Source organism: Mycobacterium sp. NPDC050441 (assembly GCF_040655355.1).
Taxonomy (GTDB): domain Bacteria; phylum Actinomycetota; class Actinomycetes; order Mycobacteriales; family Mycobacteriaceae; genus Mycobacterium.
Window position 1 is genome coordinate 631310 of sequence record NZ_JBFAJS010000003.1, and the last position, 23840, is coordinate 655149.

Annotated in this window: 19 protein-coding genes and 1 pseudogene; 6 read left to right on the forward strand and 14 right to left on the reverse strand. The window is 68.3% G+C overall.

Annotation, left to right across the window (positions count from 1 at the left end):
• Nucleotides 1–28: 28 nt before the first annotated feature.
• On the reverse strand, nucleotides 29–472 hold the full coding sequence (rplM, locus tag AB0I14_RS12115) for a 50S ribosomal protein L13 (protein WP_166902801.1): 444 nt from the start codon (nucleotides 470–472) through the stop codon (nucleotides 29–31).
• 218 nt (nucleotides 473–690) lie between these two features.
• On the opposite strand from rplM, the pseudogene AB0I14_RS12120 reads away from it, so the two are divergent.
• Nucleotides 691–1547 (forward strand): annotated as a pseudogene (locus tag AB0I14_RS12120) (hypothetical protein).
• A gap of 66 nt (nucleotides 1548–1613) precedes the next feature.
• Here the strand turns inward: AB0I14_RS12120 and AB0I14_RS12125 are convergent.
• The 7 genes from AB0I14_RS12125 to AB0I14_RS12155 all read right to left on the reverse strand — a co-directional run bounded on the left by AB0I14_RS12125 (nucleotide 1614) and on the right by AB0I14_RS12155 (nucleotide 9865).
• Nucleotides 1614–2900, reverse strand: a complete 1287-nt coding sequence (locus tag AB0I14_RS12125; RefSeq protein ID WP_358020795.1) for a haloacid dehalogenase-like hydrolase — start codon at nucleotides 2898–2900, stop codon at nucleotides 1614–1616.
• A 13-nt stretch (nucleotides 2901–2913) separates the two neighbouring features.
• Nucleotides 2914–3687, reverse strand: coding sequence for an ethanolamine ammonia-lyase subunit EutC (gene eutC / locus AB0I14_RS12130; protein ID WP_358020798.1), 774 nt, complete (start codon nucleotides 3685–3687; stop codon nucleotides 2914–2916).
• On the reverse strand, nucleotides 3684–5099 hold the full coding sequence (locus AB0I14_RS12135; RefSeq protein ID WP_358020801.1) for an ethanolamine ammonia-lyase subunit EutB: 1416 nt from the start codon (nucleotides 5097–5099) through the stop codon (nucleotides 3684–3686). Before AB0I14_RS12135 ends, eutC begins: the two co-directional genes overlap by 4 nt.
• Nucleotides 5096–6511 carry an ethanolamine permease gene (gene eat / locus AB0I14_RS12140; protein ID WP_358020804.1) on the reverse strand — a complete coding sequence of 472 codons (1416 nt, stop codon included), beginning with the start codon at nucleotides 6509–6511 and terminating at the stop codon, nucleotides 5096–5098. The genes AB0I14_RS12135 and eat overlap by 4 nt, the downstream gene beginning before the upstream one ends.
• 1 nt (nucleotide 6512) lies before the next feature.
• The gene (locus tag AB0I14_RS12145) at nucleotides 6513–6692 is read right to left on the reverse strand and encodes a hypothetical protein (RefSeq protein WP_358020807.1); all 180 of its coding nucleotides are present in this window, start codon (nucleotides 6690–6692) and stop codon (nucleotides 6513–6515) included.
• Nucleotides 6693–6896: 204 nt separating this feature from the next.
• Nucleotides 6897–8420 carry an aldehyde dehydrogenase gene (gene adh / locus AB0I14_RS12150; RefSeq protein ID WP_358020810.1) on the reverse strand — a complete coding sequence of 508 codons (1524 nt, stop codon included), beginning with the start codon at nucleotides 8418–8420 and terminating at the stop codon, nucleotides 6897–6899.
• Nucleotides 8421–8560: 140 nt separating this feature from the next.
• Nucleotides 8561–9865 (reverse strand): GAF domain-containing protein, encoded by a 1305-nt coding sequence (locus AB0I14_RS12155; protein WP_358020813.1) that lies wholly within the window; start codon nucleotides 9863–9865, stop codon nucleotides 8561–8563.
• 281 nt (nucleotides 9866–10146) lie between these two features.
• Here AB0I14_RS12155 and AB0I14_RS12160 point away from each other — a divergent pair, with 281 nt between their 5' ends.
• Nucleotides 10147–11541 (forward strand): DEAD/DEAH box helicase, encoded by a 1395-nt coding sequence (locus tag AB0I14_RS12160; protein WP_358020816.1) that lies wholly within the window; start codon nucleotides 10147–10149, stop codon nucleotides 11539–11541.
• An 83-nt stretch (nucleotides 11542–11624) separates the two neighbouring features.
• Here AB0I14_RS12160 and AB0I14_RS12165 read toward each other — a convergent pair whose 3' ends face one another.
• The 4 genes from AB0I14_RS12165 to eccCb all read right to left on the reverse strand — a co-directional run bounded on the left by AB0I14_RS12165 (nucleotide 11625) and on the right by eccCb (nucleotide 17253).
• A complete protein-coding gene (locus AB0I14_RS12165; protein WP_358020819.1) occupies nucleotides 11625–11921 on the reverse strand; it encodes a WXG100 family type VII secretion target in 297 nt (98 codons plus the stop codon).
• A gap of 12 nt (nucleotides 11922–11933) precedes the next feature.
• Nucleotides 11934–12257: a WXG100 family type VII secretion target gene (locus AB0I14_RS12170; RefSeq protein WP_358020822.1), complete on the reverse strand. Its 324-nt coding sequence runs from the start codon at nucleotides 12255–12257 to the stop codon at nucleotides 11934–11936.
• Between the two features lie 77 nt (nucleotides 12258–12334).
• Nucleotides 12335–13483 (reverse strand): type VII secretion-associated protein, encoded by a 1149-nt coding sequence (locus tag AB0I14_RS12175; RefSeq protein WP_358020825.1) that lies wholly within the window; start codon nucleotides 13481–13483, stop codon nucleotides 12335–12337.
• Nucleotides 13480–17253, reverse strand: a complete 3774-nt coding sequence (eccCb, locus tag AB0I14_RS12180; RefSeq protein WP_358020828.1) for a type VII secretion protein EccCb — start codon at nucleotides 17251–17253, stop codon at nucleotides 13480–13482. Before eccCb ends, AB0I14_RS12175 begins: the two co-directional genes overlap by 4 nt.
• Before the next feature lie 117 nt (nucleotides 17254–17370).
• Between eccCb and eccD the strand changes: the two genes are divergently transcribed.
• Nucleotides 17371–18714, forward strand: coding sequence for a type VII secretion integral membrane protein EccD (gene eccD, locus AB0I14_RS12185; RefSeq protein WP_358020831.1), 1344 nt, complete (start codon nucleotides 17371–17373; stop codon nucleotides 18712–18714).
• A 14-nt stretch (nucleotides 18715–18728) separates the two neighbouring features.
• Nucleotides 18729–20018, forward strand: a complete 1290-nt coding sequence (gene mycP / locus AB0I14_RS12190; protein ID WP_358021282.1) for a type VII secretion-associated serine protease mycosin — start codon at nucleotides 18729–18731, stop codon at nucleotides 20016–20018.
• Here mycP and eccB read toward each other — a convergent pair.
• Both eccB and AB0I14_RS12200 read right to left on the reverse strand, forming a co-directional pair.
• Nucleotides 19989–21392 carry a type VII secretion protein EccB gene (gene eccB, locus AB0I14_RS12195; protein WP_358020834.1) on the reverse strand — a complete coding sequence of 468 codons (1404 nt, stop codon included), beginning with the start codon at nucleotides 21390–21392 and terminating at the stop codon, nucleotides 19989–19991. The genes mycP and eccB overlap by 30 nt on opposite strands.
• Nucleotides 21393–21456: 64 nt before the next feature.
• Nucleotides 21457–22008: a CGNR zinc finger domain-containing protein gene (locus tag AB0I14_RS12200; RefSeq protein WP_358021285.1), complete on the reverse strand. Its 552-nt coding sequence runs from the start codon at nucleotides 22006–22008 to the stop codon at nucleotides 21457–21459.
• A gap of 92 nt (nucleotides 22009–22100) precedes the next feature.
• On the opposite strand from AB0I14_RS12200, the gene AB0I14_RS12205 reads away from it, so the two are divergent.
• A complete protein-coding gene (locus AB0I14_RS12205; protein WP_358020837.1) occupies nucleotides 22101–23138 on the forward strand; it encodes an EamA family transporter in 1038 nt (345 codons plus the stop codon).
• 25 nt (nucleotides 23139–23163) lie between these two features.
• Nucleotides 23164–23826, forward strand: coding sequence for a cutinase family protein (locus AB0I14_RS12210; protein WP_358021288.1), 663 nt, complete (start codon nucleotides 23164–23166; stop codon nucleotides 23824–23826).
• The last annotated feature ends 14 nt before the right edge of the window (nucleotides 23827–23840 follow it).

Genomic DNA, 23840 nt, shown 5'->3' on the forward strand with positions numbered 1-23840 from the left:
ACGACGTCGCCGTTCTCAATCGTTTCGGTCACTGGGCCACCTGCTTGATCTCGTACGGAACCGGCTGCTGCGCGGCGTGCGGATGATCCGGACCGGCGTAGACCTTGAGCTTCTTCTGGATCTGCCGACCAAGCTTGGTGTGGGGCAGCATGCCGAGGATCGCGTTCTCGACGACGCGGGTCGGGTGCTTCTGCAGCAGGTCACCGATGGCGCGCTTGCGCAGACCGCCCGGGTAACCCGAGTGGCTGTAAGCGAACTTCTTGGTGAGCTTGTTGCCGCTGACGGCAATCTTCTCGGCGTTGATGACGATGACGAAGTCGCCACCATCGACATTCGGCGTGAATGTCGGCTTGTGCTTGCCGCGCAGCAGCTTGGCTGCTTCGACGGCGAGCCGGCCGAGCACCACGTCTTGGGCGTCGATGACGTACCACGAACGTGTGGTGTCACCCGCCTTCGGCGTGTACGTAGGCACAGCGCTTACCTCTTCTTCTCGGGTTGAGTCCCAGATAATCCGGGTGCCGGTCGCGGCGCGTGTACTCGGTTTTCCCGGCGACCGACGTTGACCCGGGACCCGCTCGCCCAAAAGGACGGCACACACCAACGGAGCAGCTTACCGGCGGGCGTCCCTGCAGGTCAAAACGCGCCCTGCACACGCGGGAACCGGTGGGCATCACCCAACGTCCTATTCGCATGCCATTTCTGGGCACTGAGGCGCTGGCGTCCGGCCAGCTCAACCGGTACCAGCTGCGCACCCGCTATGACGCGGTGTTCCGCAACGTCTACGCCCCGCGAGGAACCAAGCTAACTCCACTGGACAAAGCCGTCGCGGCCTGGCTGTGGTCGGACCGAAAAGCGACCGCGGTGGGGTTGTCTGCCGCCGCTCTTCAAGGCTCATTGTGGATCGACGCCGGGCACCCGGCCGAACTCAACCAGCCGAGTCGCTCTCAGCCTCCGGGCATTCACATACACAGCGACAGGCTGGCTGACGACGAGACCTGCCTGGTCCGGGGCATCCGAACGACCACACCGGAACGCACCGCGTTCGATCTGGGCCGGCGCCGCGGACTCACCGTGGCCGTCATCCGCGTCGACGCGCTCATACAGGCCACTCGCCTGAAGATTTGCGACGTAACGCCGCTCGTCGATCGTCACCGTGGCATTCGGGGCGTTGTCCAGCTGCGGCAGGTACTCGGCCTCGCCGACGACGGCGCCGAATCACCGCAGGAAACGCGGCTCCGTCTGCTGTATACCGAGGCGGGCATGCGTCCGTCGCACACGCAGATCGAGGTGTTCGACCACGGACAGCAAGTGGGTCGCATCGACATGGGATGGCCGGAATGGAAGGTGGGCGTCCAGGCGTCCAATACGACGGAATCCAACACTGGACAGATCCGAAGCAGCGCACTCGCGACATAGATCAGAACGTCGAGTATCAGGAGCTCGGGTGGCGCATCGTCAGAGTGGGCGCCGACCTGCTGCGGTATCGCCAAGGCGCGATCATCGCCCGCACTCGGGCCGCCTTGCGATCCGCCGGTGCCCCCTGCTGACGAGTGTTGGCTTGGGTTCGAGATTCTCCAGAAATCTCGAACACAAGCCAACACTCGGCGCGACCGTCAGGACACGGAGTCCTGCTGGTCGGGCACCACAGTTCCGTCGGCGCGGTGCAGCGGCGCTTCCTTACCGCTGGGCTCGATGTAGCCCTCGGTCGTGCACTCGTACGGGTCGCCCTGCTTCTTCTTCGGATCGATGAACATCGGATTGACCACCCAGCGACCGTCGGAGTTGTCATAGGCCGTGCACATCAACTCGGTCTTGTTGCGGTTGAGCACCAGCCGCAGGGCCGTCGCATCGGTGAGGAACGTGACGTCGGTGTCGGAGTCGCCGGCGCCGAAGGCCGCGCGTTTCGCCTCGGGCTGCTGTTCGAACGCGGCGGGTCCCTTGACGCCGAAGACGTCCTCGTTGACGCGGCACCGCTTGCCTTCGATGTACGGGATGGCCGTCTCGCCGCCGCACGGCACCAGCTTCGACGTGAGCACGGCGCCGTCGCGCTCGGTCCGCACACCCATCACCTTGTCCGGGGTGAAACCGAGATCGGCCGCCCACACGCGCACCACCGGCTCAGCCGACGCGGAGATGATGCGGACGTCGAAACCGTTGGCGCGCAAGGTTTCCACCAGATCGCGCATCTGCGGGTAGTAGCGCACCCAGCCGGTCTCGTCACCGCTGCCGACCTTCTGCTCGGTGCCCTCGGGCGCGTCGAGGTTCTCCTTGCGAGCGGTCTCGACGAAACCGGTCAGCTCGGATTCGGGCCAGCCGGCCAGCATCTGCGCGGCCCAGGCGTATGACGGCTCGAACCGGCGGGCGTTGAACCCGGCGAACGCCGGCTCGTCGGCGCGCGTCTCACCGTCGGTGTAGACCGACAGCAGTTCGTCGGCGCAGCCGAGATCGGTGTTGGTCGGCATCGGCTGGCCGGGTTTGGCGGCGGCGCACGCCTTGCCGAGGGCCGCCGCGGCCTGCGGCGTGAGGTAGGGGCTGGTGCTCGACCAGTCACCGCCGGCGGGCGCCCGCAGCTTGCCGTTGCGCACCATCCAGAAGAACGTCGCGTCACCGATGTCGTTCTTGACCACGGTGTTGTCCCAGTCGAACAGCGCCAGCGGCGCACCGTCGGCCACCGACCCGTTCGCCCCGCAGGTTCCCAACTCGGCGAGCATCGCGTCGATCCGGTCCCGGTTGTCGCCGTACCAGCCGGGGTTCTCGGCCAGCGTGCGACAGCCGGCGGCGGGAGTGGCGGCCGAGGTGCCCGACGACTGCGACGACTCGGTGCCGGAGCCGCACCCGGCGACGGTCAGCACCGCGGTCACCGCGGCGACGAGAAGGGACAGCGGTGCGCGTGAGGTCATCAAGGGGTTCCTGTCAGGTGAGTTCGACGACACCCGGGGTGCCGAGCGCCGAGGTCCGTGAGGTGTCCTTCAGGTCGACGCCGGAGCGGCCCAGCGCCAGCGCACCGTCGACCAGTCCGGCCGCCACCCGCGCGGCCTCGTCATATCCCAGACCGTCGGGCGGGTGGATGTTGGAGATGCAGTTGCGGTCGGCGTCGGTGCGGCCGGGCATCGGCAGGTGGGTGAGGTAGATGCCGAGACTGTCGGCGACGCTCAGACCGGGCCGCTCCCCGATGATCACGAGCACCGTCCGCATGTGGGCCTGAGCCGCTATGTGATCCCCGAGCGCGACGCGGGCCTGCGTCGCGATGACCGGCGGGGCCAGGGTGTGGCGGTCCTGCAACTGGGCCACCAACGCCGCCAGCAGCGTTGCGCCGTGGCGATCCAGGGCCGTCGGCGACAGCCCGTCGGCCAGCACGAAGCCGATGTCGGCCGGGGTGTCGGGCACCTGCATTCCGTCGGCGGGCTCGCGGCCCAGATCCGGGCGGCGCAGATACTCGTCGCGTGAGGTGGCGCGGCTGGTCACCACCGTCGGCTCACCGATGCCCACCGCCCGGACGTCTGCGGTGAGTTTGTGGACGTCCAGCGGAACGTGCACGGCGTCGCGCGCGGCGGCATGTGCCGCCGCCAGTTCCAGCACCCGCCGGGTGGGCAGTGCGTTACCTGCCCGGCCCAGCCCGATCCTGGCCTGTGTCGTCTTGCGCAGTTCATCCCAGAACTCTTGAACCGCAAGCTCGTTCGTGTTCATGACAACTCCGCCGAAGTCAGCGACCGCAACACCGAACGCTCCAGGTCGAACGGGGTCAGCTTGCCGGAGTCATCGACCATGCCGACTCTGCGCAGCCAGGCCTCGAATTCGGGGGCCGGCCGCAGCCTGAGCGTGCGCCGGGTGGTCAGCACGTCGTGGAACGACAGGCTCTGGTAGCCCAGCATGACGTCGTCGGCGCCGGGCACGGTGATGACGAACGCCACCTGCGCCGCGGCCAACAACGTCAACAGGGTGTCCATGTCGTTCTGGTCGGCCTCGGCATGGTTGGTGTAGCAGACGTCCACCCCCATCGGCAGGCCGAGCAGCTTGCCGCAGAAGTGGTCTTCCAGTCCGGCCCGGATGATCTGCTTGCCGTCGTACAGATACTCCGGTCCGATGAACCCGACGACCGTATTGACCAGCAGCGGTTGCAGGTCACGGGCGACCGCGTAGGCGCGGGCCTCCAGCGTCTGCTGGTCCACGGGCTTCCCGCCGACCCCCAGGTGCGCGCCGGAGCTCAGGACCGAGCCCTGACCGGTCTCCAGGTACATGACGTTGTCGCCGACGGTGCCGCGGCCCAGGCTGCGCGCAGCCTCGTTGCCTTCCCGCAACAGCTGGAGGTCGACCCCGAATGCGGAGTTGGCCCCTTCCGTGCCCGCGACGGACTGGAACATCAGGTCCACCGGCGCCCCGGCCTCGATCAACCCGATCGTGGTGGTGACATGGGAAAGCACGCACGACTGGGCGGGAATGTCGTAGCGCGTGCGGATCGAGTCGAGCAGGTAGAGCAGGTCGGCGGTGGCCTGCGGCGAGTCGGTGGCCGGGTTGATCCCGATCACCGCGTCACCGCAGCCCAACAGCAGCCCGTCGAGCACCGCCGCCGCGATCCCCCGAGGGTCGTCGGTGGGATGGTTGGGCTGCAGCCGGGTGGCGAGGGTGCCGCGGGCGCCGACCGTGGTCCGGAACGCCGCGGTCACCTCCGCGGCGGCCGACACCGCGATCAGGTCCTGGTTGCGCATGATCTTGCTGACCGCCGCAACCATTTCCGGGGTCAGCCCCGGGGATACGGCGGCCAGCCGCTCTGCACTGTGATCATGCGCCGCGGTGTCCATCAGCCAGTCCCGCAGCCCGCCGACGGTCAGGTGCGAGACCTCCGAAAAGGCTTGGCGGTCATGGCTGTCCATGATCAGCCGGGTCACCTCGTCGGTGTCGTACGGCACCAGTTCCTCGTTGAGGAAGACCTCCAGCGGCAGGTCGGCGAGCACCCAGGCGGCCGCGGCGCGTTCGCCGTCGTGCTCGGCCGCGCAGCCGGCGAGTTGATCGCCGGAGCGCAGCGGGGTGGCCTTGGCCATCACTTCGACCAGACCGTCGAAGCTGTAGTTCACCCCCGAGACCTGCTGGTGGTACTTCATTTCAGGGCACTCTCCGCCTCCGCGAGCATCGCGAACTCCTCGTCGGGCGAGTTGGCCACCAGACGATGGCGGCTGTAGAGCGCGAAGTAGAGCATGAATGCGCAGAACACAGCCAGGCACAGGCCCGCGGCGACTGGGCTGACCACGAAGGTCGCGATGAGCGCCACGACCGCGATGACCAGGGCGAAGCCCGTGGTGACGATGCCGCCGGGCGTGCGGTACGGCCGCGGCATGTTGGGCTCGCGCACCCGCAGCACGATGTGGCTGATCATCATCAGCACGTAGCTCAACGCCGCGCCGAACACCGCCATGTTGAGGATCAGGTCACCGTGACCGGTCAGCGACAGCAGGAAGGCGACGACACCCGGGACGATCAACGCGAGCGTCGGGGCCTTGCGCTTGTTGGTCACCGACAGCCTGGTGGGCAGGTAGCCGGCCCGTGACAGCGCGAACGTCTGCCGGGAGTAGGCGTAGATGATCGAGAAGAAGCTCGCGATCAGCCCGAACAGGCCGATGTAGTTGACCGCCTTGGCGGCGAACCCGGTACCACCGAGGGCCTGCACCAGCGGATCATCCACAGTCGACATCGCTTCCGCGCCACCGGCTCCCGTGGTGAGGAACAGCACCGTGACGCAGGTGAGGATCAGGACCGACATCGCGGCGATGATGCCGCGCGGCACGTTGCGCTCCGGGTTGGCGGTCTCCTCGGCGGCCAGCGGGACGCCCTCGACGGCCAGGAAGAACCAGATGGCGAACGGGATGGCGGCCCAGATGCCCAGGTAACCGTGCGGCAGGAAGCTCGAAGCACCCGCTGCGGCGGCGTCGGGGGCGATGTCGGTCAGGTTGGCGACATCAAAGCTGCCGATGGCGCTCACGGCGAAGATGACCAGGCCCAGCAGCGCGACCGCGGTGATGACGAACATCAACCGCAATGCCTCACCGACGCCGGCGAGGTGAATCCCGATGAAGATGACGAACGCCGCCAGGTAGACCCACCAACCCTTGTGGATGCCGAACAGTCCGAGCGATTCGACATAGCCGCCGATGAAGGTGGCAATCGCCGCGGGTGCGATCGAGTATTCGATCAGGATCGCGGTGCCGGTGGCGAAACCGCCCCAGGGCCCCAGCGCGCGGCGGGCGAAGGTGTAGCCGCCGCCGGCCGCGGGCAGCGCCGAGGACAGCTCGGCCAGACCCAGCACCATGCAGAAGTACATGGCGGCGATCACCACCACGGCGATCAGCAGACCGCCGAAGCCGCCCTGCTCGAGGCCGAAGTTCCAGCCCGAGAAATCGCCGGAGATCACATAACTGACGCCCAGGCCGGCCAGCAGCAGCCAGCCCGCGCTTCCGGATTTGAGCTGACGTTTCTGCAGATAGTCAGCGCTCTCCAGGTGTTCTTCCACACCCGCCATTTCAAACTCCTTCATTGACAACGCTATTGGTATGTGACGCCGGTTCGTGGCGGTCAAGCCCTCCACCCATCGGCGCGAGGTTAAAGGTCGATTTACCAACCTTTGCTAGATGAGTATCACCCTCGGCGGCCAGTCTGTCCACCCCATCGGGAAACTCGATCAGGCGAGCGGTGGTGATCACCATATTTATTGCAGCACAAAGTGTTCCGACGTATCCGTTCGATTCGACGGGCGCCGGGTTCGGGTATTCGGAAGAAGGACCGCGAGTGTGAAGCTGTTGCGAGCGTGCGGGTCAGATGTCGCAACAGCTTCACACTCGACGGTGGATCGTGGGGCCTCAGCGGCTCAACGGATCAGGCCTGCCGGTTCCTCGCGCAAGCGCTCGTCAGAAGAACCCCTGGGCCTTGTTCCCGTAGCTCACCAACAGGTTCTTGGTCTGCTGGTAGTGGTCGAGCATCATCTTGTGGTTCTCCCGGCCGATACCGGACTGCTTGTAGCCGCCGAACGCCGCGTGTGCGGGGTACTGGTGATAGCAGTTGGTCCATACCCGGCCGGCCTTGATGTCCCGGCCGGCGCGGTAGGCAGTGTTGCCGTTGCGGCTCCACACGCCGGCGCCCAGGCCGTAGAGGGTGTCGTTGGCGATCGAGATGGCGTCGTCGTAGTCGGTGAACGAGGTGACCGCCACGACCGGACCGAAGATCTCCTCCTGGAAGAGTCGCATCTTGTTGTTGCCGGTGAAGATCGTCGGCGCCACGTAGAACCCGCCGTTCAGATCACCACCGAGGTCCGCCCGCTCGCCACCCGTGATCAGTTGGGCGCCTTCGGATTTCCCGATCTCGATGTAGGACAGGATCTTCTCCAGCTGATCGTTGGAGGCCTGGGCACCGATCATCGTCTCGGTGTCCAGCGGATCACCCTGACGCACCGCCTTGGTGCGGATGGCGGCCAATTCCAGGAACTCGTCGTAGATGTCGGCCTGGATCAGCGACCGCGACGGGCAGGTGCACACCTCGCCCTGGTTCAGGGCGAACATGGTGAACCCTTCCAGGGCCTTGTCCTGGAAATCGTCGGCGTCGGCCAGCACGTCGGAGAAGAAGATGTTCGGGCTCTTGCCGCCCAGCTCCAGGGTCACCGGGATCAGGTTCTGGCTGGCGTACTGCATGATCAGCCGCCCCGTGGTGGTCTCACCGGTGAAGGCGATCTTGGCGATCCGGTTGCTGGAAGCCAGGGGCTTGCCGCACTCGACACCGAACCCGTTGACCACGTTGATCACACCGGCGGGCAGCAGGTCACCGATCACCGACATCAAGAACAGCACCGAAACCGGGGTCTGCTCAGCGGGTTTGAGCACCACCGCGTTGCCCGCGGCCAGTGCCGGGGCCAGCTTCCAGACCGCCATGAGGATCGGGAAGTTCCACGGGATGATCTGGCCGACGACGCCGAGGGGCTCGTGGAAGTGGTAGGCGACGGTGTCCTCGTCGATCTGCGAGAGCGAACCTTCCTGGGCGCGCAGCACACCGGCGAAGTACCGGAAGTGGTCGACCGCCAGCGGGATGTCGGCGTTCAGCGTCTCGCGGATCGGCTTGCCGTTGTCCCACGACTCGGCCAGCGCCACAGCTTCGAGGTTCTCCTCGATGCGGTCGGCGATCTTGTTGAGGATGACGGCGCGCTCGGCCGGGGAGGTCTTGCCCCACGCAGGCGCGGCCGCGTGCGCAGCATCCAGAGCCTTCTCGACGTCGGCCTCGGTGGAGCGGGCCACCTCGCAGAAGACCTGACCCGTGACCGGCGTCGGGTTCTCGAAATAGCGACCCTCGGCGGGCGCGACCCACTGTCCGCCGATGAAGTTGTCGTAGCGGGCCTCGAACGACATCAGGGCGCCTTCGGCACCCGGACGGGCATAAACAGTCATGGCAATCTCCTGCATTCGGACACCGAAATGTGTCGGTAGTCACTAAAGGTAGTCAGCAGTAGGTTGCAGCACAGTTGCACCGATAAATGGAACGTTGCACACCCCCGAAGCAGGGATGTCCATCCCTGCGAGGCCGGGAATCAGCCCAGTTCGGCGTCGATCCCGGCCAGATGACCACGGGCCTGCGCCCTGGCCACCGGATCGGCCTGGGCATGGTCGTGCAACACCCGCCAGCCCTGTCGATCGTCACGACCGTCGGGCAGGGCCAGCCACCGCCGCAGCAGGCCCAGGTCACCCCCGGTCAGCACCGCTTCGCGCAGGCCGGCGCTGAGCTCGGTGCGCAGCCGCGCGATGGCAGGTGAGACCGACTGCGGCAACAATGCCCCCGAATACGCGTCCAGGGCGGCCGAGACATTCCCGGCCTGCAGCGCGTCGTACACGTCACCCATGTCGCTGGCGACCGGCGCCATCAGGCGGTAGGGCCGCGACTCGATGTAGGTGCTGCCGATGACCCGGCGCAGCCGCGACACCTCGGCCCGCACGGTGACCACGTCTAGGTCTTTGTCGTCGAGCAGCATTGCCAGGTGATCGGCGCTCAGCCCCTCGGGGTGCCGGATCAGCAGGACCAGGATGTCGGCGTGCCTGCCGGTCAGCGCACTGGACTGCGGCGGGCCTGCGGCATCGCTCACCTGCCAGCGCGGGCGGTCGGCGCCCAGCACGGTCAACCGGGCGCCCTCGGCCGCCGCCGGGGCTGCGGGTCCGGTGAGCCGCAGCAGGGCCAACTGGTTCTCGACGGCGACGGCGGTGGCTCTGACCAGTGCCAATGTCTGCGGCGTCGCGACCGCGGACCCGCCGGTCAGGTCGATGGCGCCCAGCAGCACCCCGGTCGCGGGGTCGTGCACGGGCACCGCGGTACAACTCCAGGAGTGGACAGTGCGGGAGAAGTGCTCGGACCCCAGGATCTGCAGTTCACGGTCCAGCGCCAGCGCGGTACCGGGCGCGTTCGTCCCGGCCACCCGTTCGCTCCAGTCGGACCCGGGCACGAAGTTCATCGCCTCGGCCTTGCGGCGCACGCCGGGGTCACCTTCGACCCAGAGCAGGGTGCCGTCGGCCGCGGTGATGCCCACCACCACTCCGGAGTCGATGGCATCGTTGACCAGGAGTCGACGGATCAGCGGCAGCGTGGGCGCCAGCGGGTGGGTGTTGCGCAACTCGGTCAGCGCGGCCGCGGCCGCCGCCGCCCGGGTACCCAGATCGGGGTCCACACCCGTGGCCAGGCTGCGCTGCCAGCTCTCCACGATGACGCGGCGCACCGGGGTGGAATCGAGGGAAGCGGCGTCCACCTGGCCCCCGATGAACAGGTCATGGATAGCGCGCACCTTCGCGGGTAGTGCCCGGGCTGACATCCGGCCTCCCGCGTTCCTCGATGCGGCCACGGTGATCATCTCTCCCGGCGTCGGGCCATTGACATGGCATTCACGCGTATCGCCCAGGATAGTTGACCTGCCCAATCTGTGATGGATCCCACCCACTGGTCAACCGCGGGGAATCGGGGAATCCAGCCCCTTACCCGTATAGTTGGGGCACGGCGGCTTGTCTGTTCTGCCTTTGCCGCCTTCTCGATCGTCAACCGAGCGCCGCGAGATGTCACTCGCGCCGGGCAGGACGACCGCCCTCTATTTTCGGAGCTTTCATTTTGTCTGTCCAAGAAACCCCTGGCACCGCTGTGCCTACTTTCGCCGAGCTCGGCCTGCCCGCCGAGATCGTCGCCACCCTCGCCGGAAACGGCGTCGAGTCCCCCTTCCCGATCCAGGCGGCGACCCTGCCTGATTCCCTCAAAGGCCGCGATGTGCTCGGCCGCGGCCGGACCGGGTCCGGCAAGACCTACGCGTTCCTGTTGCCCCTGGTGGCGCGGTTGGCGACCAGCGGCACCCGCCGGGCACCGAACCGGCCCCGCGCGCTGATCCTGGCGCCGACCCGCGAACTTGTCACCCAGATCGAGGCCTCGCTGGCCCCGCTGGCCAAGGCCACCGGCCTGCGGTCGGTCAACATCTTCGGTGGCGTGGGCGCCAACCCGCAGATCTCCGCGCTCAGGGGAGGCGTCGACATCGTCATCGCCTGCCCGGGCCGGCTCGAAGACCACATGCGGTCCGGCCACGCCGACCTGTCCGCGGTCGAGATCACCGTGCTCGACGAAGCCGACCACATGGCCGACCTCGGCTTCCTGCCCGGCGTGAAGCGACTGCTGGACCGCACCCCGAAAAACTGCCAGCGCCTGCTGTTCTCGGCCACCCTCGATGCCGGCGTCGATGTGCTGGTCAAGCGCTATCTGCACGACCCGGTGGTGCACAGTGTCGATTCGGCACAGTCACCGGTGACCGCGATGGTTCACCACGTGCTGCACGTGGACAACGCCGCACGGGTCAACGTGGTTGCCGATCTGGCCGCAGCGCCGGGCCGCACCATCGTCTTCGCCCGCACCAAGCACGGCGCGAAAAACCTGACTCGCCAACTCAATTCGCGCGGCGTCTCAGCAGTTGAGCTGCACGGCAACCTGTCCCAGAATGCCCGTACCCGCAACCTGACGGCGTTCTCCGACGGATCGGCGGCAGTGCTGGTCGCCACCGACATCGCCGCCCGCGGTATCCACGTCGACGATGTCAGCCTCGTCGTGCACGCCGACCCGCCGGTCGAGCACAAGGCCTACCTGCACCGGTCCGGGCGCACCGCCCGCGCCGGGAACGAGGGCACCGTGGTCACTCTCATGCACGACGCGCAGGTTTCCGACGTGCGCACCCTGACCAAGAAGGCCGGGGTCAAGCCCACGATCACCCGCGTGAACGGCATCGACCATCCGGTGCTTCGTGAGATCGCCCCCGGAGACCGGGTTTTCGGTGATCCGATCCGTACCGAGCCGGTCGCCCAGGCGGCTCCGGCGCCGCGGCGTCAGGGCAACAGGTCCGGGCAGCCGGGCAAGTCGGGCCAGCCGCAGCGCAACCGCCCCAACGGGTCCTCCCGCAACGGCGGTGGCGCGCCGACAGCCCGATCCGGTGCCGGCGCAGGCGGACAGCGCGGTGGTGGGCCCCGCCGTCCCCGCCGCGACTCCGGCTCAGGCCGCTAGCCGGAACCAGACAATAAAGTGTGCGGTCCCGCTCGGTCCTCTCCACCGAGCGGGACCGCACATGTCTTTCAGGCTGACCGACCTCAGACTCCCCATGCGTTGGCCGCGCTGCGGTCGGTCGCGGCCACATCGTCGGCACCGTCGCGCACCGCATTGCCCAGGGAGAACAGGATCTCGTTGAGGGCCGCCGCGGCCTCGTTCCAGCGGACCTGCTCGACGGCGTAGGCCTGCGCAGCCTCACGAGTCCAGACCTGCTGCAAAGGCGCGATCTGCGAACGTAATTCATCGAGGGCGGCGTTGAACCGGCTCGACGTGGTGTGGATCTCCTGGCGAACCGAGTACTCGATCTCGCCGAAGTCGTATGACAGCACGTGATCCATGGTCGATGCCGATCAGATACCGTCGCCGACGGCGCCCAGCCGCTGCGCGTGAGTGTCGGCAGCGGCACGCAATGTGCGCTCGTTGGTCCGGATGGTCTCGGCGATACGGCCCAGCGTGGTGTGCAACGTCAGCGATTCGCCGTTCCAGCGGTCCACCACGTCGCGGAACCGCGCGGCCGCCACACCGCCCCACACCGTGGGCGGCACACTGCTCATCTTTCCGATAAAGGTCTGCAGCATGGCCCGGACATCGTCGTTGAGCACGTCGATCCGGCCGGCCACGCTCGTCATTACCTCGAAATCGGTGCCCAACGGCCCCGTCAGTCCTGGTGGCATGTCCTCTGGCCTTCCGGTCTTGTCTTGCGGGATATAACAATTCGACGCACCGCGGCCCGGTTTGGTTCCACCCGATTTCAGAACATCGCATGCGCGGACCTGATGGCCGCCTCGCAGGCCGGGAGTACGGCCTCATCGCGTCCCGGCGCGCTCTGGCACCCGACCGCGATCCGCACGGCACCGTCGACGAACACCGCCCAACGGATCTCCCGCCCGGTTCGGACCTCCCGATAGCTGACCACCGGACGGGCAGTGACGACCGCGGACGGATCGAAGTCGACGAACACGCCCGCCGGTTGCTCCTGTAGGGCGCGGCCCACGGTGTCGGCCACCGTGCCGTCACCGACACCGGACTGGGTCAGATGAATCATCATCTGCGGGTCGTTCGGCGAAACCACCTGAACCCGGGCCGATCCCGGTCCGTCCGTGACGCGCCGAGCGGTCCAGTCGGCCGGGATCTGCATACCTACCCGGCCCTCGACGAGAACCGTCATCGACGGATTGTCCGCGGAGCCGTTCCAAGCGGCGAAGACGATCCCACCGAGCACCAGCGCCGAAGCCGCAGTGGCGCATAGCGCGATCTTGCCATTCCGTATCCGCCTGCCGATCTGCTCGTCGACCGGGGTGTCCGGCGCGACGAGCGTGTCGCACCAGGTCCGGGTGTCGGCCACGGTCACCACCACGCCACGACGGCGAAGCGCAGCCACCACCGCGTTGCCCAACGTCACAGCTCCGGCCACCTCTGCCGGAGCGTCGACGACCACCTCTGCCGACGTGCCGGCGATCCCCACCACCGCGCGTACCACCGCGCCGGGATTCACATCGCACTCCGCGTGGCGGGCCAGTGCGACACCTCCGGCAGGAACACCCGACACCATGACGAGCTCATCGGCAATCTCGACCACCACCGAGGACGTACCGGTCAGGGATGTGCTCAGGGCCTGAACCCGCTGCATCACCACAACTTCAGAATCGATGGCGGCACTCCGCACGCGGTCACAACGCTCGGCCGTCCACCAGGTCGGGCACACCAGGGTGAGCGCCCGTGCCCCCGCACCGGCCGCGTCGAGAACCTCGACCCACAGATCCGACACCGCAACCGGTTCGTCGTCGACCAGGGCGATCTCGTCGTCGATACCGGCGACCGCGACTTCGGCGAGGCCCGCCGACACCGGGCCGGGTCCGCGCACGGTCACCGGCCCCACCTCGACGACGGTCGACGTCACCGCGCCTCGTCCCCTCCGGGCAGGGCGACCTGCACCAGCTGATCGGGTGCCGCACGGGTGATCAGCGTGCCGCGCCCCGGTGGAAGGCGAATCGGCCGTACCGAACCCAGCAGCACACCGTCGTCGGGACCGGCGCTCATCATCAGGCCCATGCAGCCGAGGTCCTTGACCGCGGCCAGCACCGGATCGAACATCGCCCGCGCCGCACCGCCGGAACGGCGGGCCAGCAGCAGGTGCAGTCCGAGGTCACGGGCGTGCGGCAGGTAATTCAACAGCGGTGACAGCGGATTCGATCCGCCTCCGGCCACCAGGTCGTAGTCGTCGATCACGACATAGAGTTCGGGGCCGGTCCACCACGAGCGATCGCGAAGCGCCTGCTGGGTGACCTCGGGTCCCGGCATCCGGTTCTTCAGCGTCTCAAGCACTCTCGGAAGCGCCGCGTCCAACGCCACGACCGACGCGGCGTATCCCACCAGATGCTCCGATTCCACCGCGCCCAGCAGCGCGCGGCGGAAATCCACGATGAGCAGTTGCACGCTCGCCGGGTCGTTGCCCGCCGCCAGGTCGCAGCACAGGACGCGCAGCGTGGTGGACTTGCCGCATCCGGTGTCACCGAAGATCACCAGATCGGGCTGAGCGTTGAAATCGACCAACACCGGCGCGAGTTCGCGTTCACCGAGCCCCAGCAGCACCTCGGTGGCGGGTCGGATGCGAGACACCGGGCGCAGTTCGTGCCCACCCACGCACGCCGGCAACAGCCGGACATCCGGCGCGCGGGCCTCGCCGTGCTGGTCCTGCAGGGTGTCCCCGATCCGTGCCAGAGCCGCACCGATGCCGGTGTCGGATGGCGTGCCGTCCAACCGCGGCAGTGCGATCAACAACTCACGGCCGTCCGGGGTGAGCCCACGCCCCGGTGCGCCCTGGGCCAACTGACGGGCGCGTTTGCGGTCCATCTCGGACTCGGCCGGATCGCCGAGCCGCAACTCGATGCGGGTTCCCAGCTGGTCCTTGAGCGCGGGACGGAACTCCCCCCACCGCGAGGCGGTCGCCACCACATGGATGCCGAGCGAAAGCCCCTGCACAGCAAGCGCGGTGATCGTCGGCTCCAGAGCGTCGAACTCGGCGCGGAACGTCGACCAGCCGTCGATGATCAGGAACACATCGCCCCGGGGATCATCGATCTCCCCGGCGTCACGACGCTCCCGGTATTCAGCCATGGAACCGATGCCAAGGGCGGTGAATCGCGCCTCACGGGCGTTGACCAGGGCGTGCATCTCGGCGACCGTGCGCCGGACGAGGTCGCTATCGGCACGTCCGGCAACCGCGCCGACGTGCGGCAGGGCCTTGAGTGCACTCAACGTTCCGCCACCGAAGTCCAGGCAGTAGATCGCCACGTCTCGGGGATGGTGGGTGGCGGCCAGCGCCACCGCCAAAGTCTTCGCAGCCGTGGATTTTCCGGATTGGGGACCACCGACGATCGCCACGTTGCCCCGGGCGCCGCCCAACGACACCATCAGTCGGTCCCGGCGCTGCTCGAAGGGCCGGTCGATCAGCCCGATCGCGACGTCGAGTGGATCGGGATCCGACAACAGGACATCACTGAGCGGGATGGCACACGGCAGCGGCGGCAGCCACACCCGGTGTGCCGGTGTGCCGTACCCGGCCAGCCGGTCGACGACCTGCTGCAGTACGGTCGCCGTCGCGGAGGTGGAAGGGTTGCGGCCAGCCGACATCCAGGACGCCGCGAAACGCCGGGGCCCCGGTGTCTCCTGCGGCGCCGCCGGCAATTGTTCGGGCAATGAGCCTGTCGCCGACACGAATGCCGTCTGAAACCTGAGGACCTCGCCGGACGGTGTCTTCAGGTAGGCCGCGCCTGGCGTATTCGGTAGCTCGTACGCATCGGCGATTCCGAGCACCGATCGGGACTCGCTGGGCGAGAACGTCTTCAGACATACCCGGTACGACAGGTGGCTCTCCAGCCCACGCAGCCGGCCTTCGTCGAGGCGCTGGCTGGCCAACAGCAGATGCATGCCCAGCGATCGCCCGAGCCGGCCGATCGCCACGAACAACTCGGCGAAATCCGGGTGTTGCTGCAGCAGTTCGGAGAACTCGTCCACCACGATCAGCAGCGCGGGTAGGGCGGGAAGATCGGTGCGGCGCCGGTACTCCCCGATGTTGGCCAGGTTCCCGGCCGCCCGAAGCAGTTCCTGACGGCGCGTCATCTCGCCGGCCAGCGCATCGGCCATCCGGGCCACGAGGTGCGCCTCCTCGGCCAGGTTGGTGATCAACGCGCTGACATGATGTGCCCGGTGAAGGCCGAGAAATGTTGCCCCGCCTTTGAAATCGATGAGGACGAGGTTGAGCGCCTCGGGCGGATGTGTGGTGATCAGCCCCAGCACCAGCGTGCGCAGAAACTCCGACTTCCCCGATCCGGTGGCACCGACGCACAGCCCATGCGGGCCCATGCCGTTGTGCGCCGCCTCCTTGAGGTCGAGGTGCAGCGGGGTGCCGTCGGCACATCGACCGACGGGAACCCGGAGGAATCGCTGCGGATCCGATGTCGTCCAAACGCTCGGCGGATCGAAGCGGGCCGGGTCGTCGATACCGATCAGCTCCGGCCAGCCGGCGGCCCCGGGCACCGTCGCGCAATGCCATCGCGCCAACCACCGGGCACACGTGACGGCCTGCTGATGGCTCATCCGGTCGGGCCGCGCCGAGGTGCCACCGAATCGCACCATGTCCGCCTCGAGTTCCAGATGCAGGTCCGCGGTGGCGATCCCGGAATGAGCCGCGAGGGTGAGCACGGTGACGCCCGCACCGGGGAGCGACACTGCCGGGCCGGCCGTGGCGGAATCGACGATGACGACGGCGTGTACCGGCGGCTCCGTGGCCGGCAGGTCGGTGAGCCTGCGCAGCCGCAGCGCGGCCGGCCCACCGTGGCCATCGGGATGCCAGTGGTGATCAAGCCATTTCAACCATTCCCATTCGCCTGCCGTCGATACGTCGACGACCGCGGCGATGCGGACGTAACGCGGACTGTGTGCCGTGGCCAGCTGGCAGATCACCGCGCGCAGCAAGGCCCGCGCCGGGTCGATCGGCCCGCCTACCGTCACGTGCCCGAGGCCGCGCAAGTTCACCGTCACCGGGACACCTGCCACTGTCGAGTGACGCCGGATCAGTTGTGCCAGAGCCGATGCCGTCACCGGATCGACTTCACGCCCGGGGTCGGCGCCACCGGCGATCAGCCTGGTGGACGGCAGCCTCTCCCCCACGCCGATCCGCACCTCACCGAACCCCGGGGCATCGGGGTCGCGTCGCCACATCTGCTCGCCACCGGCCAGCGTCCACAAGCACCCCGGCTCGGGATGTGCGGCGTTCAGGCGCAGCCATTGGATGCGGGCGGATTCACCGGCCGCGGTGTCGATCCCGTCCAGGTAACGCAGGTATTCACCGCGGTCCCGGTGGAGCTGCTGAGCGCGACCGCCGTTCTTCATGCTGTAGGCGGCCGTGCCGATCGCCGACATGGCCATCATGATCGGGAACATCATGGTGGCCGGACCCCGTGTGGCGGCGGCGCCAGAGGTGACGTACACCGCGACCATGCCGCCCATCGCGGCCACGACCAGCAGCGGCAACAACCTGGTCAGCGGGCTGACCGGATTGTGACGTGGCAGCGCGGGCGGTGCGTCGATCACCACCTCTGTGGTCGGCGACTCCGGTGCGGGGCGCTCGCGAGAGGCGTGCGGTGCGCGGATGGGTTCCATCGACATTTGGACGCGCGCGGGGCCTGTCGGGTTCCCGGTGTGCACCGGAAAAATTGGTGCACAAGGGGGCTCGTCGGGTCGGTTAGCGTGACAGGTATCGGCGTCAACCGGGGGGGTGATGCGATGCCGGATTCGTTGCGCCACGTATCGATTCACTGTGGTGCGCCAGACGAGGCGGGGCACGCCACGGTCGACGTGTCCTTGCCCGCCGCGATGACCGTAGGCGAACTGCTGCCGTGGATCGTCGACGCGCTCGGCGCCGGCGACGGCACACCGCGGCGCTGGCGGCTGGCACACCTGGGTGGACGCAGCCTGGACGAGTCGGCAACCCTGGTGCAGAACGACATTCACGACGGCGATCTGCTGGTACTGGCCGGGGCCCGCGAAAATCCCACGCCTGATTGGTCGCTGACCGCCGCACTGACCGTCGACCCCACCGAGGACGCCCTGCCTGCAGAACTGCGGGTGGCCGCCTGTCTGTGGGCCTGCGCACTGGGCGTCGTGGCATTGACCTGGGCGGGGCTGGCCAGTCAGGGGCCGGACCGCATCGCCGTGGCCGCAGCGGTCGCGGCGGCTGTCACCGCCGTGGCCGTGGCCGCACCACGATTCGGTCTGAGTTCGGCCAAGGTGGCAACGCTCAACGTCGCAGCCCTCGCGCACGTGGCGGTCCTCGGTTTTCTCGTCGTGCCGGCCGGGCCTGCTCCCGCGAACTTCTTTCTGGCCGCGACGGCCGCCGCTTCGCTGGGCGCGGTGCTGATGCGGGTATCCGGCTGCGGTACGGACATTCTGCTCGCGGTCGTGACCGTAGCCGGGGTGGTCGCCGTAGCGACCGGTTTCGCCGCACTGTGGCCCTTGGCCACACCCGTATTGGGTTCGTTGGTCAGCTCACTCGGGGTGGGCCTGCTGCCGCTGACCCCGCGGCTGTCCATTGCCCTGGCCGGCCTGACGCCGCCGGTGCCCGAGTACCCCGGTGCCGAGAGCGACGTATCGAACAACTCCACCTTCGACGTCGAGGCACGTGCTCTTGTCGGGCATCTTCACCTGGTGAGCCTGGTAGCCGGTTGTTCGGCCGCGGCCGCGCTGGGAACCGCAATCCTCGCCTTCGCCGGTCCGGCGCGGGTCACAGCCGTCGAGGTCGCGTTCGCCGCGGCCGTCGGCGTGGCGCTGCTGCTGCGCTCCCGCACCTATGCGTCCGGCCGCTGCCGCACCGCCGCCAGTATCTCCGGATTTCTCTCGCTCACTGCGGCTTTCATACTTGTGGTGGCCTGGCTTCCGGCACATGGCAGTTGGACCGGAATTGTCGCCGTCGGCACCGGGATCGCCGTGCTCTGGCCGGTCACGATCCAGAGTCCCGTGGCGGCCCGCGTCGCCGACGCCCTCGAATACGGCGCGCTGGCCGCAGTGGTGCCGCTGGCGTGCTGGCTCGCCGGCGCTTTCGACTTCGTTCGCGACCTGGCACTGAGGTGAACAGGTCAGGCCCGTTGGCCGCGGCGCTGATCGTCGGGCTTCCGCTGCTGCCCATCGCGCCGGCAGCAGCTGTCGTACCTCCAGCAGTCGATGCGACCCTGCTCCCTCGGCCGGCGCCGCCGGTGCCTGTCGAGCGAACCGAACAGCGCCAACCCTGCTACCAATCGCCGGCCGACACCACGACCACGTCGGGCAACCCACTGGGCCTGCAATCGGTATGGCCGCTCACCCGCGGCGCGGGCCAGAAGATCGCGGTGATCGACACCGGTGTCGCGCGGCACCGACTGTTACCGCATCTGATCGGCGGCGGCGACTATGTGTCCCGCGGCGACGGCACCGCCGATTGCGACGGCCACGGCACGATCGTTGCCGGAATCGCCGGTGCCGCACCGAGTGCCGGCTTCAGCGGCGTCGCACCCGACGCCGTCATCCTGGCCATCCGGCAATCCAGCAACAAGTTCGCCGCAGACGGTGGCTCGACCGGTGTCGGCGACGTCAACACCCTTGCCATGGCGGTGCGCACCGCGGCCGACCTCGGTGCGACCGTCATCAACATCTCGTCTCCCGCCTGCGTATCGGCCGGCGCCGCACCCGACGACCGTGCCCTCGGCGCCGCGCTGAGCTACGCCGTCGACGTCCGCAACGTCGTGGTGGTGGCCGCGGCCGGCAACGTCGGCGCGGGCTGCACACAGCAGGACGGCCCCGTCGGGCCGGCCGGCGAGCCCGACTGGAACAGTGTCCGCTCGGTATCCAGCCCGGGGTGGTACGACGACCTGGTGTTGTGTGTGGGTTCGGTCGGAACCGACGGCACGGCATCGGTTTTCAGCCTGTCCGGCCCCTGGGTCGATGTGGCCGCGCCCGGCGAAAATCTCGTGTCGCTGCACCCCGACGGCGAGCGGCTGATCGACACGATCGGACGGGAAACCCCGATTTCGGGAACAAGCTATGCCGCGCCCGTGGTGGCCGGGGTGGCCGCACTGGTGCGAGCCCGGTTCCCGCAACTGAGCGCGCGCGAGGTGATGCGCCGTATCGAAGACACCGCACGCACCCCGGCCGACGGCTGGAATCCGTTGGTCGGGCACGGTGTCGTCGACACCCTGGCCGCGGTCAGCGGCGGCACCCCGCCGTCGGGGTCCGTGCCGACCGCTCCGGCCTCGGTGGAGCCGACCGCTCGGGTTGCGATCGATCCCCGACCCCAACGCATCGCCTTCGGGGGCGCCGCCGTGTGTGTCGGCGCGACAGTCCTGACCACACTCGCGCTGGCGGCCAAGCGGTTACGACGGCGCTGCCCGGACAGCGGGTAGCGCGTCCCGCACGACTGAGGCCGCATCGCGGTTCAGTTCGGGGCCCCGGGGCAGCATGGCCAGCATCGGCCACGGCGCAGGAACAACGTTGGCCCCCAGACCGAGCATTTCGGCGGTCGCCCCGTCGCGGACGCCGAACAGCACACCGAGATCGTTCAACAGATACAGCGGCCCACCATCGATGGCGTCGGGTGTCACACCTGCGGCCTGCAGCAGGACGCTGCGGCCGTCCGGGATCTGCACACGGTCGACATTCGGCCCGTCGCCATCGGACTGCGCCAGCTGCACACCGTGAATCGGCAGCGAATCAGCCATGGTCACACTGGTATTCGTATCCGTGCCAGGCTGTCGCGGATCCCAGCGGGCGCACACCACCGCCCGCGCCCGCGGCAATACCCGCTCCGGGAACCGGGCCACGGCGAGGCTGTCGGCGACCGGCACATCGGCCACCGCATCGGCCGGGACGATGGGCGGTTCGCCATGGGACTGCGCCACGCTGAAGCGGATGACGTCGGCCGCCACCCGGCCGACGCGTTGCAGGCCGTCGATCAGCACCACATAGAACTCGGCGGGGCCGGCACGCACGACGCGCACGACGGTGCCCACCGCGAGTCCGCCCAGCGCGGCCGGTCCCGGGTTTCCCAGGCCCGCAATCAAAGGCGCCTGCAACGCGGGAGCCTCCGGCACCGAGTCCAACAGGGTTTGCGAGACCGGCTGGGCTGACACTCCTTCCAGATGCAGTGCCCGCACCACGGCGATGTCGCGCAGATCCACCCGGGCCCGCCACCCGTCGGCCAGCAGGTATGTCGTCCCTCCCACCGCGCGTTCTGACACCAGCAGCGCCTGACCGCTACCCAACGCCGCCATCCCGTGGTCGGCCCGGCCGGCCAGCAGTACCGTCTCGGCCGGTTCGGTGCCGTCGCAGATCGCCCAGTCCGATTCGTCGACGCTCAGTGGTTGACCGAGACGGGCCGGGGCGCCCGGGATGCCGACCAGCGGCCCGCGCCGGAACTTCGCCATTGCCGCCTCGTTGACCACCACCGGATTCGCCGGGGTACCGACGATGAGCCGGGCCGAGGCGAGATTGGGCACCGGGTGCAGGGTGTCGTCGATACGGACGTACAGCGCTCCGGTGTCGCGCGCCATCAGGATCGGCGCATCACCCGGCAGCGAGCCGGGACGCAACAGCGCGAGCACCGCACACACCGCGATCGCGACAGCGGTCAGTGCACAGCCCGCACCGTAGGCGACCGCCTGTGCGCGCAGCGGGTCGTCGAGCATCCGCGCGTCAGCGCGAACCAACGCGTGCGCCAAGCGCCGCAACAGGAATCGATGCCCGCTGAGCTGTAGCCGAGTGGCCGATCGCCGTGCCATGTGTCCCCCGTGCGCAACCCTAACCCGGCCGGGGACAGCGTGATCACGCTGATTTGCAGAGCCACTAGTCGGCGCGTTGACGCTGCCGGTAGGCCGCGACGTGCTGCCGGTTACCGCAGTTGCCGGTGTCGCAGAAGATGCGAGAGCGGTTGCGCGACAGGTCGGTCAGCACCGCCTCACAGTCCGGTGCCGCGCAGATCTTGAGGCGGCGCAGTTCACCGCCGCGAATCAGGTCGGCCAGGGCCATGGCCATCTCGGCGCCCATGCGCTGCGCCAGCGGGTCGTCGACCGACGCCAGGTGCAGGTGCCATTCCGGCATCTCCTTGTGCCGGGTCAGCCACGGCGCCGCCTTGGTGTCGCTCAGCAGGGCGTTGACCTGACGGGCCGCCTCCTCTTCGTCATCGGCCACCGCCCAGATTTCCCCGACGCGCCCCCGCAACCTGCGCACCGCCGCCAGTTCGGCCTCGTCGCGGTCGCGCCGCCCGGTCCAACCGAACTCATCCAGGTAGGCGTTCAGTGCTGCCTGGTCGGCCAGTTGTTCGCCTTCTACCCGATCGGTGTTCACCAACACCATCGCGGCCCGGAGCGTGAGCTCCGTGTCATAGGTAAAAAGCATTTGACTCATGACCCCCTGTCGCCGTACCGTCAACCCTACTGTCATTACCATAATCTATTTTACTCATGACATGCCCCAGGGGAGGTGTACCGATGACTGCCGAAGCCCAACTCGACCGCACGACCGCCGATAACCACTTCCGGCTCGGCCTACTGTTCGCCGTCAGTTCCGCGCTCGCGTTCGGGTCATCGGGCCCGTTCGCCAAAGCCCTGATGGAATCCGGCTGGAGCCCCACCGCGGCCGTCACGGCCCGGCTCGCCGGTGGCGCGCTCATGATGGCCGCCTTCGCCAGCATCGTCCGCCCGGGATGGATCCGCGAGGTGCTCGGTCACGCCAAGACCGTCGTCGGCTACGGCCTGATCCCGATCGCCGGCGCGCAACTCTGCTACTACAACGCCGTCGCGCACCTGTCGGTCGGCGTGGCCCTGCTGCTTGAGTACACCGCGCCGATCCTGGTCGTCGGCTGGCTCTGGGCCACCACCCGGCACCGCCCCAGCGCCATGACCTTCGCCGGCGTGGCAGTCGCCGTCGCCGGAATCATCCTGGTGCTCGACGTGTTCAGCGGCGCCCAGATCAACCTCGTCGGCGTGAGCTGGGGTCTGGCCGCCGCCGTCTGCGCCGCCTGCTACTTCATGATGTCCAACAAGGCCAGCACCGACGGAGACGGGCTCAGCCCGATCAGCCTGGCCGCCGGCGGCCTCGTCGTCGGCACCGCGGCCGTGGCGCTCCTCGGCGTCACCGGCATCATGCCGCTGACCTTCGCCACCAACCCCGTGACCATCGCCGGGCACACCACCGCCTGGCTGGTCCCGGTGATCGCGCTGGGCCTGATCCCCACGGCCCTGGCCTACACCCTCGGCATCGTCGGGATCGCACGGCTCAAGCCGCGTTTCGCCTCGCTGGTCGGGCTGTCCGAGGTGCTCTTCGCGGTCCTGATCGCCTGGATCATGCTCGGCGAGGCCATGTCGGTGAGCCAGGCGATCGGCGGACTGGTGGTACTCGCGGGCCTGGCGGTGGCCCGTCAGGGCGACCGCAGCGAGCAGGCGGATCCCGAGGCGGCCACCCAGATCGAGCGGGCCACCTGGCCCGACCTGCCGCTGCGGGAGACGGCGGAGGCGGCAAACGATTAGCCGTGGCTAACCATTTTGTGTGACGATGTCCCCCGTGAGTCTCCTCCGGAAGTCGGCCCGGGTGGCCGCGATTGCATCAACGCTGGTCAGCGCTGCTTTGCCACTGACACTGGCTGCGCCCGCCACCGCCGCACCGTGCTCCGACATCGAGGTCATCTTCGCCCGTGGCACCAATGATGCGCCCGGACTGGGCCGGCCGGGCCAGGCATTCGCCGATTCGCTGCAGTCACAGGTCGGCGGCCGCTCCGTGAGCACCTATGCGGTGAACTACCCGGCCAGCTACGACTTCCTCGCCGCCGCCGACGGCGCCAACGACGCCGCCAACCGCATCGCCACACTGGCGTCCAGCTGCCCGTCCACGCGGGTCGTGCTCGGCGGCTACTCACAGGGCGCCGCGGTGGTGGACATGCTGGCCGGAATCCCCCCGCTCGGCAACAAGGTCGGGGAGATCGGATCGGCGCCGCCGCTCGCGGGCGATCTGGTGCCCCAGGTCGCTGCCGTCGCGGTGTTCGGCAATCCGTCGACGAAGTTCGGCATTCCGGTCACCTCGTCGGTGTTCGGGGGCAAGGCGATCGACATCTGCAAAGACGGGGATCCGATCTGCTCACGCGGCCGGAATCCCTTCGCTCACAGCGACTACGTCGGCATGGCGGATCAGGCCGCCAACTTCGTCGCCGGAATCGTCTAGTCGGCAACACGTTA

Coding starts and splice junctions, on each gene's coding strand:
- AB0I14_RS12125 (WP_358020795.1), bottom strand. CDS start 2,900: ATGACCTCACGCGCACCGCTGTCCCTTCTCGTCGCCGCGGTGACCGCG.
- eutC (WP_358020798.1), bottom strand. CDS start 3,687: ATGAACACGAACGAGCTTGCGGTTCAAGAGTTCTGGGATGAACTGCGC.
- eccD (WP_358020831.1), top strand. CDS start 17,371: ATGCCGGATTCGTTGCGCCACGTATCGATTCACTGTGGTGCGCCAGAC.
- eccCb (WP_358020828.1), bottom strand. CDS start 17,253: ATGTCGATGGAACCCATCCGCGCACCGCACGCCTCTCGCGAGCGCCCC.
- eccB (WP_358020834.1), bottom strand. CDS start 21,392: ATGGCACGGCGATCGGCCACTCGGCTACAGCTCAGCGGGCATCGATTC.
- AB0I14_RS12165 (WP_358020819.1), bottom strand. CDS start 11,921: ATGGATCACGTGCTGTCATACGACTTCGGCGAGATCGAGTACTCGGTT.
- adh (WP_358020810.1), bottom strand. CDS start 8,420: ATGACTGTTTATGCCCGTCCGGGTGCCGAAGGCGCCCTGATGTCGTTC.
- eat (WP_358020804.1), bottom strand. CDS start 6,511: ATGGCGGGTGTGGAAGAACACCTGGAGAGCGCTGACTATCTGCAGAAA.
- AB0I14_RS12210 (WP_358021288.1), top strand. CDS start 23,164: ATGTCCCCCGTGAGTCTCCTCCGGAAGTCGGCCCGGGTGGCCGCGATT.
- AB0I14_RS12205 (WP_358020837.1), top strand. CDS start 22,101: ATGACTGCCGAAGCCCAACTCGACCGCACGACCGCCGATAACCACTTC.
- AB0I14_RS12200 (WP_358021285.1), bottom strand. CDS start 22,008: ATGCTTTTTACCTATGACACGGAGCTCACGCTCCGGGCCGCGATGGTG.
- AB0I14_RS12155 (WP_358020813.1), bottom strand. CDS start 9,865: ATGATCACCGTGGCCGCATCGAGGAACGCGGGAGGCCGGATGTCAGCC.
- AB0I14_RS12135 (WP_358020801.1), bottom strand. CDS start 5,099: ATGAAGTACCACCAGCAGGTCTCGGGGGTGAACTACAGCTTCGACGGT.
- AB0I14_RS12170 (WP_358020822.1), bottom strand. CDS start 12,257: ATGCCACCAGGACTGACGGGGCCGTTGGGCACCGATTTCGAGGTAATG.